We start from the raw sequence: 16,664 nt of genomic DNA, 5'->3' as shown, positions 1-16,664 counted from the left end.
AGGGCCGGGCCACCTCCGCCTGCGCGGAGAGCGCGTGATCCTCGATACCGGGATGCAGACGGGCGCCGGGCCACCTCCGCCTGCGCGGAGAGCACTCTTCGCGACCTGCGGTGTTAGGAGCGCTTTGCTGATTCTTGGTTCAAGGAGCGTGTGCTGTGCATCCCTATGAATGTACCGGTCGAACTCGCCTTCGTGTGGGGCGTCCGATAGCCCATGCCTCGAGCGGGGTGCGAGGGCTCGCTGGCCCGGGGCGTTGTCAGTGGGTGCTGCTATGCCTTGTGGTGTCACAGCGTCGTGATCGGGGTGGGGTTCGTGGACTCATTTGTCGATGCTCGGGTGTGGGGCAAGTCCCGCGGGTTGGATCGGCGGTATCCGCTGGTTTGCCATTTGTTGGATACCGCTGCGGTGGCTGGTGTTCTGTGGGATCGCGTGCTTACGGAGCCTGCTCGTCGCAGGTTGGCAGAGGCTGTTGGGGTAGAGGAGGCGCGTCTGCGGCGTCTGATCAGCCTGTGGGCCGGTCTGCATGATGTCGGGAAGGCCATTCCTGGATTCCAGGGGTTAGTGCCGGACGCCTACGCGGAGTTGGTGCGCGATCTTGGGGACACGCTCGAGGCCGAGCGGGTAGGGCAGAAGTTCGGTCACGACACGGCCACGCATTGGGGCTTGGCGCCGGTGTTCGAGAAGTGGGGCTATGCGACGGGGCGGTCGGTGGGCCGGTCGGCATATCACCAGATCGCGCAGTTGCTCGGTGGCCACCACGGTGTGGTGCACCGTACTCCGCAGCGCCGGGTTGTGGCGCGGGGCGCGTGTGTGGCGGAGCTTGGGGGGCCTGGGTGGGAGGCGCAGCGGGTTGCTCATGCCGAGGCGGTGCGTCGGTTGGTGGGGGTGGGCCCGGACGATGTGGTGAGTGGGGTGTTGCCGGCGTCGGTGGCGGTGGTGGTGCTGGGGCTGGTGATCGTGGCGGACTGGCTGGCGAGTCAGGAGGCGGTGATCTGCCAGCGTCTTCCGGCTGACGGGTGGGTTGCTGGTGAGGGGGAGCTGGCGGCGCATTGGGCGGGTGCGGTGGCTGCGGCCGGGGCGTGGGTGGCTGAGGCGGGGTTGGGTGTTGCGCAGTGGCTGGAGAAGTCGTTCGGGGAGCAGTTTGATTTCGCTGCCAATGCCCTGCAGGCGTCGGTGGCCGAGGAGTTGCCGGGGTTGGTCGATGGTCCTGGGTTGTTGCTGGTGACGGCGCCGACGGGGGAGGGGAAGACGGAGGCGGCGTTGCACGCGGCGTCTGTGATGGGGAGGGCGTCGGGGGCGTCGGGCCTGTTCTTCGCTCTGCCGACGATGGCGACGGCGGATGCGATGCACGGCCGGGTGGCGGAGTTCGCAGAGCGCAATGTCGCCGGTGAACGTGCGCTAGTCCTGCTGCACAGCATGGCGTGGCTGAGCGAGGTGTATGCGGAGCCGGGGGCTGAGTCGGGTGGTGTGGTGAGTGACGCGGGTTCGGCGTTGACGGCGGGGCGGTGGTTGAGGGGTGCCAAGCGCGGATTGTTGGCGCCGTTGGCGACGGGAACAGTCGATCAGGCGCTGGCGGGGGTCTTGCCTGTTCGCTACAACATGCTGCGCCTGCTGGGGTTGTCGAACAAGGTCTTGGTGGTGGACGAGGCCCATGCCTACGGGCCGTGGATGCACAGTCTGCTGATGCGGTTGTTGGAGTGGCTGGGCGCTGCGGGGGCACCGGTGGTTCTGTTGTCGGCGACGCTGTCGGGACGGTCGGCCTCGTCGCTGGTGGATGCCTATCGGCGAGGGTGCGGCTTCAGTGAGCCGTCCGAGGTGGCTCCGGTGTATCCGGGGTGGCTGTATGTCAGCGGGAGCAGTGGCGAGGTGTCTGCACCGCGCCCAGTCGGGAGCGAGCGCGGCCGGCAGATCGAGGTGCGCACCCTCCCGGTAGGGGTGGAGGGGGCGTCGGGTGCGGTGCCGGCGCGTGGGCTGGCGGTGGTGGGGGAGTTGCGGTCGTTGGTGCAGCGAGGCGGGTGTGCTCTGGTGTGCTGTACGACCGTGGCGGAGGCGCAGGAGACGTATCGGCTGTTGCGGGCGGAGTTTCCGCAGCTGGCAGAGGCTGAAGACGGACTGTTGCTGCTGCATTCGAGGTTTCCGGCGGCACAGCGGTTGGCGATCACCAACAGGTGTGAGCAGGCGTTCGGGAAGCCCGGTGCCGGGCGTCGTCGGCCGCCGGTGTCGGTGCTGGTGGCGACGCAGGTGGTGGAGCAGTCGCCGGACCTGGACTTCGATGTCGTGATCAGTGATCTGGCTCCGCTGTCGCAGTTGTTGCAGCGGGCAGGGCGGTGCATGCGGCATGACCGTCAGGAGCTGGAGGCGCATGAGGGCGGTCGGCCGGCGTGGGTGGGCGACCATCCGCGGCTGACGGTTGTGGAGCCCGTCGATGGGCGGGGGGAGGTGCGGGCTCCCAAGCGGTGGGGGGCGGTGTATCCGGAGGCGCTGCTGCGCCGCACGAGTCATCTGCTGAGGGAGCGCGAGGGATCTTCGATCGCAGTGCCCGGAGACGTTCTTCCCCGACCCCGATGCCCCCGACGCCATCATCGCCAAGATGGGCCTGACAGACTCACGCAATGTTCGGGTGGCGAAGCTCTCGGGTGGCCAACGGCAGCGGTTGCTCGTGGGTACGGCACTCATCTCCCGCCCACGCCTGTTGGTGCTCGACGAGCCGTCGACCGGGATGGACCCCAACGCGCGGCAGGAGCTGTGGGACGCGGTCCGCGACCACCGCAAGGCCGGCGGCACCGTATTGCTCTCGACCCATTCCATGGAGGAGGCCGAGATACTGTGCGACCGGGTGGCCGTGATTCACAAGGGCGGGGTCGCCGCGTGCGGAGCTCCGCAAGATCTGATTGCCGCCCATGCGCCCGAACGGGAACTGCACTTCACCGTCCCGGTCGGCACCGACTTAACAGAACTGCGCGGCACTGCCGGGGTCTCGCACCTGGACGCCCACGACACCGACGGTGCCACCCGGGTGGTGTTGCGGACCAGCGACTCCGACGCGGCGTTCGCCCTCGTCGCCGGTCCGCTCGGCGCCCGACAGATCCAGCTCAAGGAGGCCGGCCTGGAAACGGTCTTCCGCCTCCTGACCGGAGTCTCCTTCCAAGAGGCGGCCACCGGACCACAATCAGGTGAAGCGAAAATGGGCAAAGAGTCCGCTCAGGCGGAAGGTGTGACGGCGTGATCTCCCTGACCACTCGTGAACTGGCGCTCCTGCACGCACGCGAACTCGTACGCGACCCGAAGTACTTCTACTTTGCACTGTTCTTCCCCTTCGGCATGCTGGGGATCTTCCTCGGCATCGGCTCGGTCATGCCGAAGGAGGCCGGTGCCCCGGACTTCCTCCAGCTCGTCATCCCGATGGCGATCTTCCTGGCCGTCACCAGTGCAGCACTGACCGTCACTGCGGGTCCGCTGGCTACCCTGCGCGCCAAGGGCACACTCCGGCTGCTGGGGACCACTCCCGTCGGCCGGGCAAGGCTGGTGTTCACGCACATGCTCGCCAGACTCGTCATGGTCACCACCCAGGCGGCCGTACTACTCGCCCTCGCTGTCGCTCTCGGCAAGGTGGAGCCGAGCCGGCTCCCGGCGCTCTTCGGGATCGCGCTGCTGGGCCTGGCCATGTTCGGGGGCATCGGCTACCTGATCGGCGGCCGACTGTCCTCGCCGGACGCCGCCGCCAACATGGGGACCCTCGTCCAGCTCGCGGCGCTGTTCCTGAGCGGTCTGGCGTTCCCCCTGGAGCTCATGCCCGAGGCCCTTCGTACCACGCTGAGCCTGCTGCCCACTTCCTTCTTCGCGGACCTCATGCGCACACAGATGTCACAGGGCAATGCGACCCACCCGTTGTGGCTCTCGCTCCTGGTTGTGACCGCCACCGCTGCCGGGGCCGTTTTCCTGGCTGTCCGCACGTTCAAGTGGGACCAGGATGAAATCGGATAAGAACCACCGTGCGCCACATTCCCCAGCCTCACACCAGGAAAGAGAAGGCACCAGTATGGACAGGAAGGAAGCGCGGAAGGCCCTCGCCTCTGCGGACGCACTGGCTTCGCGGATCCGTCGGGGAGCCCGGTGGCGTGCTCCCCTTGTGTTCCTGCTGGGCCTAGTGATGATGCTACTGACGGCCATGTACGGGCTGCTGATTCAGCCCTCCGTACGGTACTCCGTTCCGGTCGTATTGCTGCTTCCGTTGCTCGTACTGGTGATATACACAGCGACGCGACCCGTGGTACCGCGCCACTATCGGGCTCTGTACGCGGTTATCACTGCGGCTGGGGCCGGCATTTACACCCTCACCGTCACCCTCGGCACGGCCCTCTTCTCCGGTGAACCGCTGTGGTGGGTGCCAGGCGCGGCCCTGTGTGCTGTGCCGTTCTTCCTGGTCGGCATACTGGAGCGCAAGGCCCTCAGCACCACAGAGAGTACGCCGTGACACATCCGCGGAAGTCGCTCGACAACGTCATCCATGCGCCTGTGCGATTCTCCATCGTTGCCGCGCTGGCCTCGGTCGACGAGGCTGACTTCAAGACCCTACGCGAGGCCATCGAGATCACGGACCCGGCTCTGTCCAAGCAGATCGCTTTGCTTGAGCAGGCTGGCTACGTGAATGTCCGCAAGGCCTTCGTCGGCAAGCGCTCCCGCACCTGGCTTTCCCTCACCAGGGAGGGCCGCACTGCCTTCACTCGCCACCTGACCGCCCTCCGCGAGATCGCCGACTGGGACCCGGCCGCCGAGTGACGCCCAACCCACTCGCCGGTCGAGCACGGCGCCGCGCTGGGAGCGCACCATCGCCTCGGCCCGGGCGAACCAGGCGCGGTAGTCGCCTCGGATCGCCGCGCCCGCACCCCGCAGATAATCCTGGAGCAGTTGTGAGTAGTCGGGGTGGGCGGCTTTGAAGTCGTCGCCCACCAGCCGCGTCGTTCCCGGCCGCGGGTAGACCCATGGAGCTGCCGTACTTATCCGACCTGGGAGCCCTATGTCCTCCGCGCGCCGCTTGATGGCTCTGGCCTGCCCGTTGCTGGTCCTGTCCACGGCCGCGTGCACTCCGAGCGCCTCCCACGAGGATGCGAAGCCGGCGTCGGCGGACCCGAGCGCCTCGTCATCCGGCGGCAGCAAGGCTGGCCTTCGTCTGACGGACGCGATCGGCCGGTTGAAGGTGGCTCGCGAGGTCCGCGCCGGCTACGAGCGGGACAAGTTCCGTCTGTGGACCGACGCGGACCACGACGGCTGCGACACCCGTAAGGAAGTGCTCCTGGCCGAGGCGGTGAAGAAGCCACGCCAGGGCAAGAGCTGCAAGCTGACCGGCGGCAGTTGGCGCTCGTACTACGACGACAAGACCGTCACCAACGCCCGCAAACTCGACATCGACCACGTCGTCCCCCTCGCCGAAGCATGGGACTCCGACGCCTCGAAATGGACGCCGGAGCGCCGGGAGCGGTACGCCAACGACCTGGACGGCGAGCGCAGTCTCGTCGCGGTCAGCCTGGGCCCGAACCGGACCAAGGGCGACAAGGATCCGGCCGAGTGGATGCCGCCGGCGAAGGACGCCACCTGTACTTACGTCACCGACTGGGTCACGGCGAAGCTCCGCTGGCGGCTGTCCGCCGACCGCGCCGAGGTCAAGGCCCTGCGCACAACTGCCGCGGGCTGCAAGGACGCGACCGTGCCGCTTACGCCGGCGCCGTAGCCCGCATTGGGCAGGGGTAGTCGCGGCGCTCTGCCGGCTCACCGTCAGTGGGTGTGACGGCGCCGGGCAGCCGCCGGCTTTACGACTGCCCCGATGACCGCGGTCGCTTGAGTGCCGGTCGTCAGCTGTTCAGTCCAGCGCCGAGGGCGCTGGGCTGTGGTGAGTTTGCCGTGGGCGGGTTGGGTTCGCCGTCGAGGTGCTGCCGCGACTATGCCGCAGTCAGTGAGGCAGCTTCCCCGTGAGGGACTGCCACCTTTTGCGGGCCGCGTCCAGTTCGGCGCGAGCGGACTTACGCCGGTGGTCGTTTTTGTGGAGCGAGGTGGTCTGCGCGACGTGGAGGCGGGCGGCATCCCGGGCGCCGGTGTCCGCCTGGGCCTCCTTGAGGTTCGTTTCCGCCTGGGCGGCCAACGCCTTCTGCTGGGCGCGGAAGGTGTTCTCCGCGGCGACGGCGTTCTCGATACGTACGGCGAACCGGCGAACGCCGCCCTCCTCGTGTGCCGTGTTCGGGAACGAGGTCAAGCGGACGGCTCCGTCCGGCCGGGTGGCGTAGATGTGGCTCTCCTGCCGGTCCTGCTCGAAGCGAATGCACAGGCGGGCGAGAGGAGTCTCTTCGTCCGCGATCAGTAGTACGTGCTGGTGGAGAGACATCGCCCCGCGCGCCTCCACCAGCTCTCCCCGGCCGGGCCAGCGCACCCGCTGGAGCTCCTCCTTCGCGCGGCGGATCCGCTCGTCGTGCAGCGTCTGCGCCCGGTGCTCCTGTGCCCTGGCCGCCGCCACCCGGCGGTATGAAGTGCTCTCTGCCTTCCGCCACTTCCGCCGGGCCGCGGTCAGGTGCTCTCGTTCGCCGGCGTGCTCCGAGCTGAAGGTGAAGCGCCAGCCTCCCGGGAAGCTGTGGAGCTGCCACCCCGCCCATATCGCGCAGCCGATCGTGATCAGCACCAGTACGCGTACGACGTCCATGAACCCTCCCGAGCAGTTGTGCCGTGCACTGTCCTACCGGTTGTGGCACGTCTCAGGAGCGGGTTCTGGACGATCGCCTTGTCGGCCCTGCTCTGCTGCGGACTCTCGGTGCCCGGGACGGAGAGCCGGATACGGGGGCGAAGGTGTGCCGGGGCTCTCCACGTCGAGTAGATCGGCATCGGCGAGTAGCGCGTGGCTGTTCCGGGAGTGGGGCATGATGGGGCTCGGAAGCAGCGGGGCACTATATCGACACACTGCGGGGTGGCGTGCGGCGAGGGTGTCCAGGACGGCGCGCATGATGGAGGCGGTCACCGCGTAGGCGTTCGGGGCGTCGGTGACCGGCAGCGTCGAGAAGTTCTCAAGGCCGGCGTAGTAGACGGTGTCCGGGCTCCCGGGAACCGTACGGTGGGCGAGGCCCGGCACCGTGGCCGCGGTGCGCACCGCGTATGCGAGGTCGTCGTCACGTAGGCGTGCGTCGGCGAATGTCACCGCGGTCACCGGCCCGCGCTGGGCGGCCAGGCAGGCCAGCGTGGTGGAGTCCAGCCCTGCCAGATCCGCACTGACCGGCCGGCCGTCGCACCTGACACCGACGGCCTCGGAAAGTGCGGCCCGCACCCTCGGCGCGGCATCGCGCAGGTCCACCGGCTCGTACTCGGCCGGCTCGTACCGTACGGTGCCCACGCCGTCCGGGGTGAGCAGCAGCAGGTGCCCGGTCGGCACCCGGCTGACCGAGCGGAATAGGCTCCACTGCCCGAGGACGTCCGGCTGGGCCAGGGCCAGGTGGGCGGCGAGCGCGGTTGGATCGGCCGGAGCCCCGTCCAGGGCCGCCAGAGCGGCGGCGGAGGTCGACCACCATGTCCCGGTGACGTCGGTACGCCAGTAAACCGGGTGCTGACCGGCCAGGTCACCGATCACAACCAGCACCTCGCCGCTGCGGGCGATCGTCAGGTAGGAGCCGGGCCAGCGGGTCAGCGCCCGCCATCCTTTCGCCTGCACTACCGGCAGGGCACGCTCCAACTGGTCCTTGTCGGCGCCGCATTCGCCGATCACCGCGAGCGTGACGGGGCCCTGGCCCACGGCGCGGACCCGTGCCCCCGGCCATCCGACCGTCCATGTTCTGTCCAGGCCGGATACCGCCCGGCCTCCGGCTGGCAGCCGGTCGTGTCCGGTGCCGCCGAACCATCCCGAGCTCCACCTCATCGGTGCCTCTTCCCTTCTTGGTTGTGCGTCGAAAGGCGAAGGCGCCGGCCGCCCCTTCCCGTGCCCCAACACGAGAACGGACAGGTCCGGCGCCTCCTCGTGCCGGGGACGGCTGTGGCGCTCATTGCCTGCCGGCCCCGGCAGTCCGCGGACTCAGGCGTTCTTGTACTGGGTGTCGTCGGCGGTGTCGAAGTTGTTGGTGCCCAGCGTCACCTCGACGACGTCACCGGCGTCCAGCACGACCGGCGCGCTGTAGACGGGCTTGGTGGTCTGCTCCATGACGAAACCTCCGGGATTCTTGCGTCCCCCGCGTCCTCCAATGGCGCGAGGCAGACGGCCGTACCGGGCCGAACGGCAGGGCCGGGGGAACCGCTTGGACGCCGCCGTTCGGCCTGATGAACAGTCAACCCATGGCACCGGCAGGACGGTACGGTGGCGGGTAGGGCAAGCGGTATATCGGGTATACGGGCAGGTGCTCCCATGGCCACGCGCACGCCAAACCAGCAGCTCAAAGAGCTCGTCGCTGAGTCCGGCCTGACCTATGCAGCCTTGGCCAAAGCGGTGCGCGCGGTGGCCGCCGAATGCGGCACGTCTTTACGGACCAACAAGTCGACCGTCGAGCACTGGATCGCCGGCGTTACCCCCCAGGGCGACACCGGCCGTTACCTCGCCGTCGCGCTGTCCAGGCGCCTCGGCCGCCTGCTCACCCCGGCCGACTTCGGATTAGCTGAGCCTGAGGAGGATGACAGCATCGGGCTGGCCCTCGGGGCCGACCCGATCGACGCCCTGCTGCCGATGTGGAGGTTCGAGTTGGACCGGCGACGTTTCCTCACTTCCTCCGCGTACTCGGTGGCCGCGGTCTACGAGACGCTCGGCGACCACCGGACCGCCGCCGAGCAGTACAGCCGCGCCGCCGGTGCCCGCCCCGCCGGTACCTACGCGCGGATCGTCGCCCTGGACCTGGTCGCAGGAGCCGAAATGCAGCTCAAGCGCGGCCAGATCGAGCAAGCGTGCGCTACCTGGAACCGGCCCTGGACCACATGGACGGCGTACGGTCCGTCCGCACCCGTAAGGCGGTCACCCGCATGCGCGGCGACCTCGCCCGCTTCCGCACCCGCGGCGTACGCTGCGCGGCCGAACTGGACGAACGCGCCATCGACTTCCTCGCCAGCGCCTGATGTGAGCTACTCCTGTCTGGCCGATCGAGCCCGATCGCGGGCCGATCGACGCGTTCGATGGTTTACTAAGCGGCACAGGCTTCCTCAAGACCGGTGAAACCTGCTGATTAGCTCGCTGGTGTGCACACCGTTGGCCTCGGTCGCTGCCCTTCCCCCGTGGGGCAGCAGCCGGGCCGAATCGTATGCGCCTGGCGCCGGGCAGTGAGTGTGACAGCTCCCGTGACAACGCCCGTCCCCGAGGAGTCGATTCTCGCTGGCTCCGGGCGGATTTGCTCTGTTACAACCGGTCACATGGGAATCTGGACCGACGCGTTCATAGCGCCCGAAAAGCCGGGTCTGCTGTCTCGGGAGGCATTCGGCCGCCTTGTGGTCGACCTGGCGCGCGAGCGTGTGGTCCGTACGCCCTGGGCGCTGGTAGCGGGCGAACTCTGCGTCAATGCGAGCCTGAACTGGGGCAGTGTTAGCGGGCAGGCGCGCTGGGACCGCCCGGCTGTGGGGACGCTGCTGCGCTCGGATGAGGTCCCTGAAGAGCTAGCGGACAACGACCCGCCACCGTGGGGCGATTCGCACGAGCGGGCCCGTCTGCTCGCTCGCGGTGACGCGGTCCTCGACGCGCTTCCGGCCCTGCAGCAGGCGCCGTACGGGGACCAGGACGTCGCTGTCGTCTTCGACTGCCTCGACTTCGGCAACCGGGCTATCGTTCACCACTTCCGATTCGCAGACCTCCGCACCTCGCTGGTCTGCTTCGCCCTGGCCCACCCGCAAGTCCGGCCCCTCGCCACCAACGACTCCGGGAAACCCGGCGGGCCGGTCCACCCGGTGCGCACCTGCATCGTCCACACCTTCAAACACGCAGCGGAAGAAGGTGCCGTGCCAGCGATCACCCACGTCGCTGCTCGTCACTTCGGCCCCTCCCTTGTCAGCGGTGAGACCTGGGGCTGAGCCTGGACCAGGCGCGTGTTGCCCCACGAGCACGGCAACACCTCACTGATGAAGGTCAGCGAGGACTACGTCCGCGACGTCTTTGGCATGCCGATCGAGGTTGCGTGTGCAAGCAGGCCGGGGTGTTGAGTGTGAGCATGGAAAAACTCGCAGGCGCGACGAAGACGGCGATCATCCTTCCTATACCCGAGGCGGAGGCAGTCGTGGGGCCATACCGGCGGGTCTTGGACCACACGGCGTCCTGGCCGGTTCCAGCACACGTCACGGTCCTCTATCCGTTCGTCGCGCCGGACCGCATCACAGAGAACGTGATCGACGATGTGCAAGCGTGCTTGGCCACGATTCCTGCGTTCACGTGCATGTTTTCCCACGTAGCGTGGTTCGGACAGGATGTCATGTGGCTGGCTCCAGACCCTGACGCGCCCTTCCGCGCGCTCACCGAGGTTGTGGTGCGCAAGTTCCCCGAGTGCCCGCCCTACCGGGGGGCTCACCTGGATCCGACACCGCACCTGGCTGTCGGGAGCACACACCTGGCGGACCTTGCCGGTATGCAGCGGGCAGCCACCGACTTGCAAGCGAAGCTGCCGATCCATGCCCGAATCGACCGCGTACGTTTGATCGCCGGTGCCGACACACCGGGCTCGTGGCGCACGGTGAGCGAGTTCGCGTTGCCGCCCGCGTAGCGATCGCCTCCGCACCACCGGCAGGGCAGGTTCTAACTGCTCGTTGTCGGCGCCGCATTCGCCCATCACCGAGAGCGCGACGGGGCCCTGGCCAACGGCGCGGACCGGGGCCCCGGCCACCCGACCGTCCATGTTCTGTCCACAGGCAGCGCGGCCCCAGGGAACTGGCGCGCTCGATCGCGGTTCCATGTGCTGGGGTGTATCCGCAGACGGTGGGGTCAACGTCGAGGGCTGAGTGGGCTCATTTCCGTCTTGAGGAACCGTTTACGCAGGTGAGAGGGTGTGATCATCTGACTGTGTGTTTGCGGGGGGCGTGTTTCGCGTGGGTGTTGTGCTGCCTGGGTGGGCCGATGAGCTGCTGGACCTGATCGGTGTCTCGTGGCCGAACGTGGACGAGGACGACTACCGCGAGATGGCGAACGCCATGCGGGAGTTCGCCGACGACATCGATGAGGGCGCGAACGAGGCGCACAGCGCCATCCAGGGTCTGGTGGGTTCGGCCGGGGGATCCCTGGCCGTGGAGGCGCTGAATGCCCACTGGGGCAAGATCAACGGGAAGCACCTTAAAGGTCTGGCCGATTGCGGGCGGATGGCGGGCACCGCGATGGACGGTGTCGCGGTCCTCATCGAGGGCGCGAAGATCGGCGCACTGGTTCAGCTGGGCATCCTGGCCGCTGAGGTGATCGCTGCTCAGGTTGCGGCCCCCTTCACCCTTGGGCTGTCCGAGCTTGGCGCATTGGGGGCGACGCAGGCGACGCGGTTGATCCTCAAGCGGTTGTTCAAGGAGGTTTGTCAGCAGGTCGCTGAACAGGTCGTCAGTATCGCCCTCACCCCGGTCGAGGAAGCGTTGGGGGCGATGGTGGGGGACCTCGTCGTTCAGCTCGGTGCCAACGCGCTGGGTGTCCAGGACGGTGTGGACCTCGGGCATGCGGCGCAGGCCGGCAAGGAAGGGCTTAAGCAAGGCGTCCATGACGCCAAGGATTCCGCCGAGTCCGCCGCGAACACCCCCATGGGCCTGTTGAGCGCCGGCGGCGGCTCCGGGGGGAGCGGCGGGGGAGGCGGCGGCGCCGGTGGCAGCGGCGGCTTCAGCTTCGACAAGGGCGAGCACGACAAGGTCGTCACCGGACTGGAGAGTGCGGGCGGAACCTTCCGCAACAAGGCCGGCGGCAAGATCGGTCGGGCCAAGAGCCATCACGGCCGCACCCGCGGCAAGGACGCCATCGCGGACGCGGCCAACGTCATGCTCGACAAGGTCATCGACGGCATTGAGGGCGCCGTCAAGAAGACCGCCAAGCACATGGACGAAAACATGACGCGCGGCGTGAAGCAGATGGCCAAGAACCACGAAGACAACGACCGCGCTCTGTCCGACCACTTCAAGGGGCTTGGCAAGGGAGACACGAAGGATCCCAAGGCCCCCCGTGGCGGAGGCGGCAGCGGGGCGGGCGGGAAGAAGAACGGCGGGGCAGAGGGGAAGGCGAGGGATCAGCTCAAGAAGGAGCACCCCAACAACAACACGCGGGTTGACCTCACCAAGAAGGGGTGCGGCGACCCGGTGGACGTAGCCACCGGGCGCGTGTACCTCACGGAGACGGACATCGTCCTGCCCGGCACCATGGCGCTTGTCTTCCGGCGGAAGTTTGAGTCATCGTGCCGCGTCGGCCGCCATATCGGCCCTTCCTGGACCTCTACTGTCGACCAGCGCCTTGAGAGCGACGAGCAGGGCATCGTCTTCGTCACCGAAGACGGCATGCTCCTGTCCTACCCCGTCCCGGAGCTTGGGCAGCCTGTCCTGCCGGCCCGTGGTCCTCGCTGGCCCCTGACGGTTGCGGAGCACGGCGACTGGGCCGTCCACAACCCTGACAGTGGTCTCACCCGCTACTTCACCGAAGCCCAGCACTCGCCCGGCCTGGCCCTGCTGGACGAGATCACCGACCGCAACGGCAACCACATCACCTTTGACTACGACGACCAGACCGGCGCTCCCCTGGCGATGCGCCACTCGGGCGGCTATCACCTGAAGTTCACCAGCGACGAGCACGGCCGTGTGACCGCCCTGCATTTGGCAGGCGGTGCAGAGGACGGCTCGGATCTGCTGGTGATGACCTACAGGCACGACGATGCCGGGAACCTCACCGAAGTAACCAACTCCAGTGGCATTCCCAACCGGTTCGAATACGACCATCAGCACCGAATGACCGCCTGGGTCGACACCAACGGCAGCCGCTACGAGTACACCTATGACCAGCAAAGCCGCTGCATATCCCAGGGAGGCAGCGACGGACACCTGCGCTACACCTACGACTACGGCTCATTGGATCCGCAGACGGGGCATCGCGTCACCGCCGCGACGAACTCCCTCGGACACACCACCAGCTACCGGATCAACGAACACCTCCAGGCGGTCGCCGAGACAGACCCGCTCGGAAACACCACCCACACCGCCTACGACGACGCTGACCGTCCGGTCAGTGTCACCGATCCTCTCGGACACACCACCCACTACATCCGGGATGAACACGGCCGAGTGACCACCGTGCACTTGCCGGACGGGTCACAGACGCATGCTTCCTACAACGAGCTCAACCTGCCCACCGAGGTCATCGAACTCGGCGGTCGCACGTGGCGCTACTCGTACGACGAGCGCGGAAACCGGCTCACGCAGACGGATCCTGCAGGGGCAACCACCCGCTACTCATATAGCCAGGCCGGGCACCTCACCGCGGTCACCGACGCTTTCGGCGCCACGACGGTGATGACCACCAATGCCGCCGGTCTCAGTCTCGAGATTACCGATGCTCATGGAGCTACGGCCTCTTGCAGCCGGAATGGATTCGGGCGCGTCACCCACACGAGAGACCCGGCCGGCAACACCATGCACATGCGCTGGAGCGTCGAGGGACGGTGCACCTGGCGGCAGCTGGCCGATGGCTCCCAAGAAAAATGGGAGTGGGACGGAGAAGGCAACCTCACCTCCTACACCGACCGTAACGGTCATACCTCCACACACAGTGTGACTCGTTTCGATCAGCCCGCCGCCACCACCAACAGCGACGGAAACCACTTCAGTTTCGCCCACGACACCGAGCTTCGCCTCACGGCTGTCACAGGACCACACGGCCGCAGCTGGACATACACCTACGACCCTGCGGGCCGCCTGGCCGAGGAAACCGATTTCGACGGCCGCACCGTGACCTACCAGCACGACGCCGCAGGCCGTGTCATCGCCCGTACCAACGGGGCAGGACAGACCCTTCGCTTCGAACACGACAGCCTCGGCCAGGTCGTCCGGGTTCTCGACGATGACGGGCCGGTGGCCACCTACGGCTATGCCACCACAGGCACCATGACGGAGGCCGTCAATGCGAGCGCCCGCATCACGATTACACGAGACCAGCAAGGCGGCTTCACCGACGAAACCGTCAACGGACGAGTTCTGCGTCGCAGTCACGACCTGATGGGCCGGCTCACCAGCCGCCGCACCCCCACCGGCGCAGCCAGCAGCTGGACCTTCGACGAGGTGGACGATGTCGCCACATACGTCACCGCCGACCACACCCTGCGCCTGTCCCACGACGCGTTGGGCCGCGAGACGAGCAGAACACTCGATGATGCCCTCTGTCTCTCGCACGCGTGGGACTTCGCCGGGCACATCACCCACCAGGCAGTGAACTCTTCACACGGAACAACCGTCGAGCGGTTCTTCGGCTACCGCCAGGACGGCCGCCTCGAGTCCGTGAACGACCAGCTGACCGGCCTCCGCAGCTACACGCGGGACCGCACGGGCAGAGTCACCGGCGTGGAAGCGGAGGGATGGAGCGAGCGCTACGGCTACACCTCCGCAGGCGACCAGAAAGCTGCATCGTGGCCATCCGGGCTGCCCGGCCAGGGCGCAACGGGAGAGCGCGTCTATCTCGGATCGCGGGTCAGCCGTGCAGGACGCACCCACTACCAGTACGACGCGCAAGGGCGCGTCATCATGCGGCAGCGCACCCGCCTGAGCCGCAAGCCGGACACCTGGCACTACACCTGGAACGCAGAGGACCGGCTCCTCACGGCCACCACACCTGATGGCCAAACCTGGCACTACCAGTACGACGCGCTAGGCCGGCGTATCGGCAAACAGCGCCACGACGCCCAAGGGCAGCTGCTGGAAGAGACCGTCTTCACCTGGGACGGTCACCTCCTGGTGGAGGAGTCCACCCAACAGGCCGACGCCCAGTTCCGAATCGTCCTCACCTGGGACTACCTCGGCGAACGCCCCATCTCCCAGACCGAACGCAAGATTGACATCAGCAGCGGACAAGAGACCGGCCGCCGCTTCTTCCTCATCGTCACCAGCCCGGTCGGCACTCCCACCGAACTCGTCGACGAGAACGGCACCGTCGCCTGGCGAGCCCACAGCACCCTGTGGGGCGTCACCGCCTGGAACCGCGACAGCACCGCCCACACACCGCTGCGTGCAGCTGGTCAGTATCACGACCGGGAAACCGGCCTCCACTACAACTTCAACCGCTACTACGACCCGGAGGTCGGCCGCTACCTTTCTCCCGACCCGCTCGGCCTCGGCCCCGCGACCAACCACTACACCTATGTAGATGATCCACTCGCATTCACCGATCCCCTGGGTCTTGCTAAAAAATGCAGGCAAGACATCACCTGGGGCGGACGCGTCGAATGGGAACGAGACCATCGCGGCCGCCAGTACGAAATGAGGGCGATCGTCAGCCGCGACATGCTGGACGAGGGCACGGAAGTAAAAGACAGCCTCCGCACGGGAGGATACCTTGGAAAGCGGTACGGGCACGCCCGAGGTCACATGCTCGCGCGGCGTCTTGGTGGGACCGGAGATGACCTGGATAACCTCTTCACAATCTCACAGAATCCGACCAATACGCCGGAGATGACTCACTACGAGGACTTGGTCTACCATGCCGCGAAAAAGGGGCCCGTACAATACAACGTGTACCTTGAATATGCCAACGACGATGCAAAAATCCCCAAGTATATTCAAATGGAGGCGTATGATCACCGCGGCAAACTGCTATTTGATGTTCCGCTTGACAACCCAGCGCACCTGGACGAGTAATGAATGACTTGGAAGAGCTCAAGCGAATTTGTCCCCCGCCTACCAACAGGCCAGTCCATGCTTCACCTGACTGGGATCTGATCGAGCAACGCCTTGGAACCCGCCTCCCGAACGATTATAAAGAACTGTTCGAGGCATACGGGCCGGGAGGGTTCTTCGACTTCGTTGCGCTGTTTGAGCCTCAGTCGGACCTCGTGGCGATTGATATCGGAGCGCAGACGCCGAAGGTCATCGCCTCACTGGAAAAACGACGCGACTGGAGCGGCTACCGCATCCCGTATGCCACCTCCTCACTCCAGCCAGCAGCCGTAACAGACAATGGTGAATATGTTTTTTGGGTAACTGAACCCAAAAATAGCCCGGATCTATGGAAAATCGCAGTGAATGAGGCCAGCGGGGATCGCTGGTTCACATTTGCTGGCACGATGACCGCCTTCCTGAAGGCGTTCTGCGAGCACAGTATCAGCGTACCAATGTTTCCAGATTCTCTTCTTGAGAAGACGCCATATTTCTGCCCTGCCAGTTACGTTAACGAAGACCGGAGGCGTCCGGACGCGACCAGTCCCGTCACATCCACCGCACCAGTGCAGTCGGCCGACATTCGTGAGTGGGCCAATCGGCACGGCTACGACGTTCCTCCGCGCGGCAGGATCCCCGGAGCCATCATCGACGCCTACAAGCAGGCGCACAACACTGAATGAGGCCTCGGAAGCCCACCGTCTTTCACTATGTCCCGCCACCGTCGGTCCGCCAGTACACCGGGTGCTGACCGGCCAGGTCACCGATCACCGCCAACGCCCAGGCCCGCTGGCGAGCCGTGAACGCATCCCACCTCGTCGCCCTCGTCCGCGCCGGGGCCCGCTTCGAACGCGGCCAGCTCGTCG

General features: G+C 66.8%; 13 protein-coding genes and 1 pseudogene. 11 read left to right on the top strand and 3 right to left on the bottom strand.

What is annotated here, in order from left to right; all coding sequences use genetic code 11:
• Positions 1 to 213: 213 nt before the first annotated feature.
• From cas3 to STRNI_RS00800, 6 genes and pseudogenes are all read left to right on the top strand, one after another.
• Positions 214 to 2,346 (top strand): annotated as a pseudogene (gene cas3, locus STRNI_RS00825) (CRISPR-associated helicase Cas3'); the annotation flags it as partial.
• Positions 2,347 to 2,590: 244 nt separating this feature from the next.
• Positions 2,591 to 3,226, top strand: coding sequence for an AAA family ATPase (locus tag STRNI_RS00820; RefSeq protein ID WP_381682637.1), 636 nt, complete (start codon positions 2,591 to 2,593; stop codon positions 3,224 to 3,226).
• Complete coding sequence (locus tag STRNI_RS00815; protein ID WP_266450496.1) at positions 3,223 to 3,984, top strand: ABC transporter permease; 762 nt, start codon at positions 3,223 to 3,225, stop codon at positions 3,982 to 3,984. Before STRNI_RS00820 ends, STRNI_RS00815 begins: the two co-directional genes overlap by 4 nt.
• A gap of 55 nt (positions 3,985 to 4,039) precedes the next feature.
• Positions 4,040 to 4,474: a hypothetical protein gene (locus STRNI_RS00810; protein ID WP_266450494.1), complete on the top strand. Its 435-nt coding sequence runs from the start codon at positions 4,040 to 4,042 to the stop codon at positions 4,472 to 4,474.
• A gap of 41 nt (positions 4,475 to 4,515) precedes the next feature.
• A complete protein-coding gene (locus tag STRNI_RS00805; RefSeq protein ID WP_323182541.1) occupies positions 4,516 to 4,779 on the top strand; it encodes a winged helix-turn-helix domain-containing protein in 264 nt (87 codons plus the stop codon).
• A 238-nt stretch (positions 4,780 to 5,017) separates the two neighbouring features.
• Complete coding sequence (locus STRNI_RS00800; protein ID WP_266450490.1) at positions 5,018 to 5,728, top strand: HNH endonuclease family protein; 711 nt, start codon at positions 5,018 to 5,020, stop codon at positions 5,726 to 5,728.
• A gap of 219 nt (positions 5,729 to 5,947) precedes the next feature.
• On the opposite strand, the gene STRNI_RS00795 is transcribed toward STRNI_RS00800, so the two are convergent.
• From STRNI_RS00795 to STRNI_RS00785, 3 genes are all read right to left on the bottom strand, one after another.
• Entirely contained in the window at positions 5,948 to 6,688 is a 741-nt protein-coding gene (locus tag STRNI_RS00795; protein ID WP_266450488.1) for a hypothetical protein, read from the bottom strand.
• Positions 6,689 to 6,721: 33 nt separating this feature from the next.
• Positions 6,722 to 7,888 carry an asparagine synthase-related protein gene (locus STRNI_RS00790; RefSeq protein ID WP_266450486.1) on the bottom strand — a complete coding sequence of 389 codons (1,167 nt, stop codon included), beginning with the start codon at positions 7,886 to 7,888 and terminating at the stop codon, positions 6,722 to 6,724.
• Between the two features lie 153 nt (positions 7,889 to 8,041).
• Positions 8,042 to 8,167, bottom strand: a complete 126-nt coding sequence (locus STRNI_RS00785; protein ID WP_266450484.1) for a lasso RiPP family leader peptide-containing protein — start codon at positions 8,165 to 8,167, stop codon at positions 8,042 to 8,044.
• A gap of 201 nt (positions 8,168 to 8,368) precedes the next feature.
• On the opposite strand from STRNI_RS00785, the gene STRNI_RS00780 reads away from it, so the two are divergent.
• From STRNI_RS00780 to STRNI_RS00760, 5 genes are all read left to right on the top strand, one after another.
• Entirely contained in the window at positions 8,369 to 9,163 is a 795-nt protein-coding gene (locus STRNI_RS00780; RefSeq protein WP_266450482.1) for an NsdA family TPR-like regulatory protein, read from the top strand.
• Between the two features lie 194 nt (positions 9,164 to 9,357).
• Complete coding sequence (locus STRNI_RS00775) at positions 9,358 to 10,008, top strand: hypothetical protein (RefSeq protein ID WP_266450480.1); 651 nt, start codon at positions 9,358 to 9,360, stop codon at positions 10,006 to 10,008.
• 137 nt (positions 10,009 to 10,145) lie between these two features.
• The gene (locus STRNI_RS00770) at positions 10,146 to 10,691 is read left to right on the top strand and encodes a 2'-5' RNA ligase family protein (RefSeq protein ID WP_266450478.1); all 546 of its coding nucleotides are present in this window, start codon (positions 10,146 to 10,148) and stop codon (positions 10,689 to 10,691) included.
• Between the two features lie 322 nt (positions 10,692 to 11,013).
• The gene (locus tag STRNI_RS00765) at positions 11,014 to 15,780 is read left to right on the top strand and encodes an RHS repeat-associated core domain-containing protein (RefSeq protein ID WP_277410289.1); all 4,767 of its coding nucleotides are present in this window, start codon (positions 11,014 to 11,016) and stop codon (positions 15,778 to 15,780) included.
• On the top strand, positions 15,780 to 16,481 hold the full coding sequence (locus STRNI_RS00760) for an Lsr2 family DNA-binding protein (RefSeq protein ID WP_277410288.1): 702 nt from the start codon (positions 15,780 to 15,782) through the stop codon (positions 16,479 to 16,481). The genes STRNI_RS00765 and STRNI_RS00760 overlap by 1 nt, the downstream gene beginning before the upstream one ends.
• Positions 16,482 to 16,664: the final 183 nt, after the last annotated feature.

Source organism: Streptomyces nigrescens, assembly GCF_027626975.1.
GTDB lineage: Bacteria > Actinomycetota > Actinomycetes > Streptomycetales > Streptomycetaceae > Streptomyces > Streptomyces nigrescens.
This window is presented reverse-complemented; position numbering and strand designations above follow the sequence as displayed.

Coding starts and splice junctions, on each gene's coding strand:
- STRNI_RS00820 (WP_381682637.1), top strand. CDS start 2,591: ATGGGCCTGACAGACTCACGCAATGTTCGGGTGGCGAAGCTCTCGGGT.
- STRNI_RS00810 (WP_266450494.1), top strand. CDS start 4,040: ATGGACAGGAAGGAAGCGCGGAAGGCCCTCGCCTCTGCGGACGCACTG.
- STRNI_RS00800 (WP_266450490.1), top strand. CDS start 5,018: ATGTCCTCCGCGCGCCGCTTGATGGCTCTGGCCTGCCCGTTGCTGGTC.
- STRNI_RS00795 (WP_266450488.1), bottom strand. CDS start 6,688: ATGGACGTCGTACGCGTACTGGTGCTGATCACGATCGGCTGCGCGATA.
- STRNI_RS00790 (WP_266450486.1), bottom strand. CDS start 7,888: ATGAGGTGGAGCTCGGGATGGTTCGGCGGCACCGGACACGACCGGCTG.
- STRNI_RS00785 (WP_266450484.1), bottom strand. CDS start 8,167: ATGGAGCAGACCACCAAGCCCGTCTACAGCGCGCCGGTCGTGCTGGAC.
- STRNI_RS00780 (WP_266450482.1), top strand. CDS start 8,369: ATGGCCACGCGCACGCCAAACCAGCAGCTCAAAGAGCTCGTCGCTGAG.
- STRNI_RS00775 (WP_266450480.1), top strand. CDS start 9,358: ATGGGAATCTGGACCGACGCGTTCATAGCGCCCGAAAAGCCGGGTCTG.
- STRNI_RS00770 (WP_266450478.1), top strand. CDS start 10,146: ATGGAAAAACTCGCAGGCGCGACGAAGACGGCGATCATCCTTCCTATA.
- STRNI_RS00760 (WP_277410288.1), top strand. CDS start 15,780: ATGAATGACTTGGAAGAGCTCAAGCGAATTTGTCCCCCGCCTACCAAC.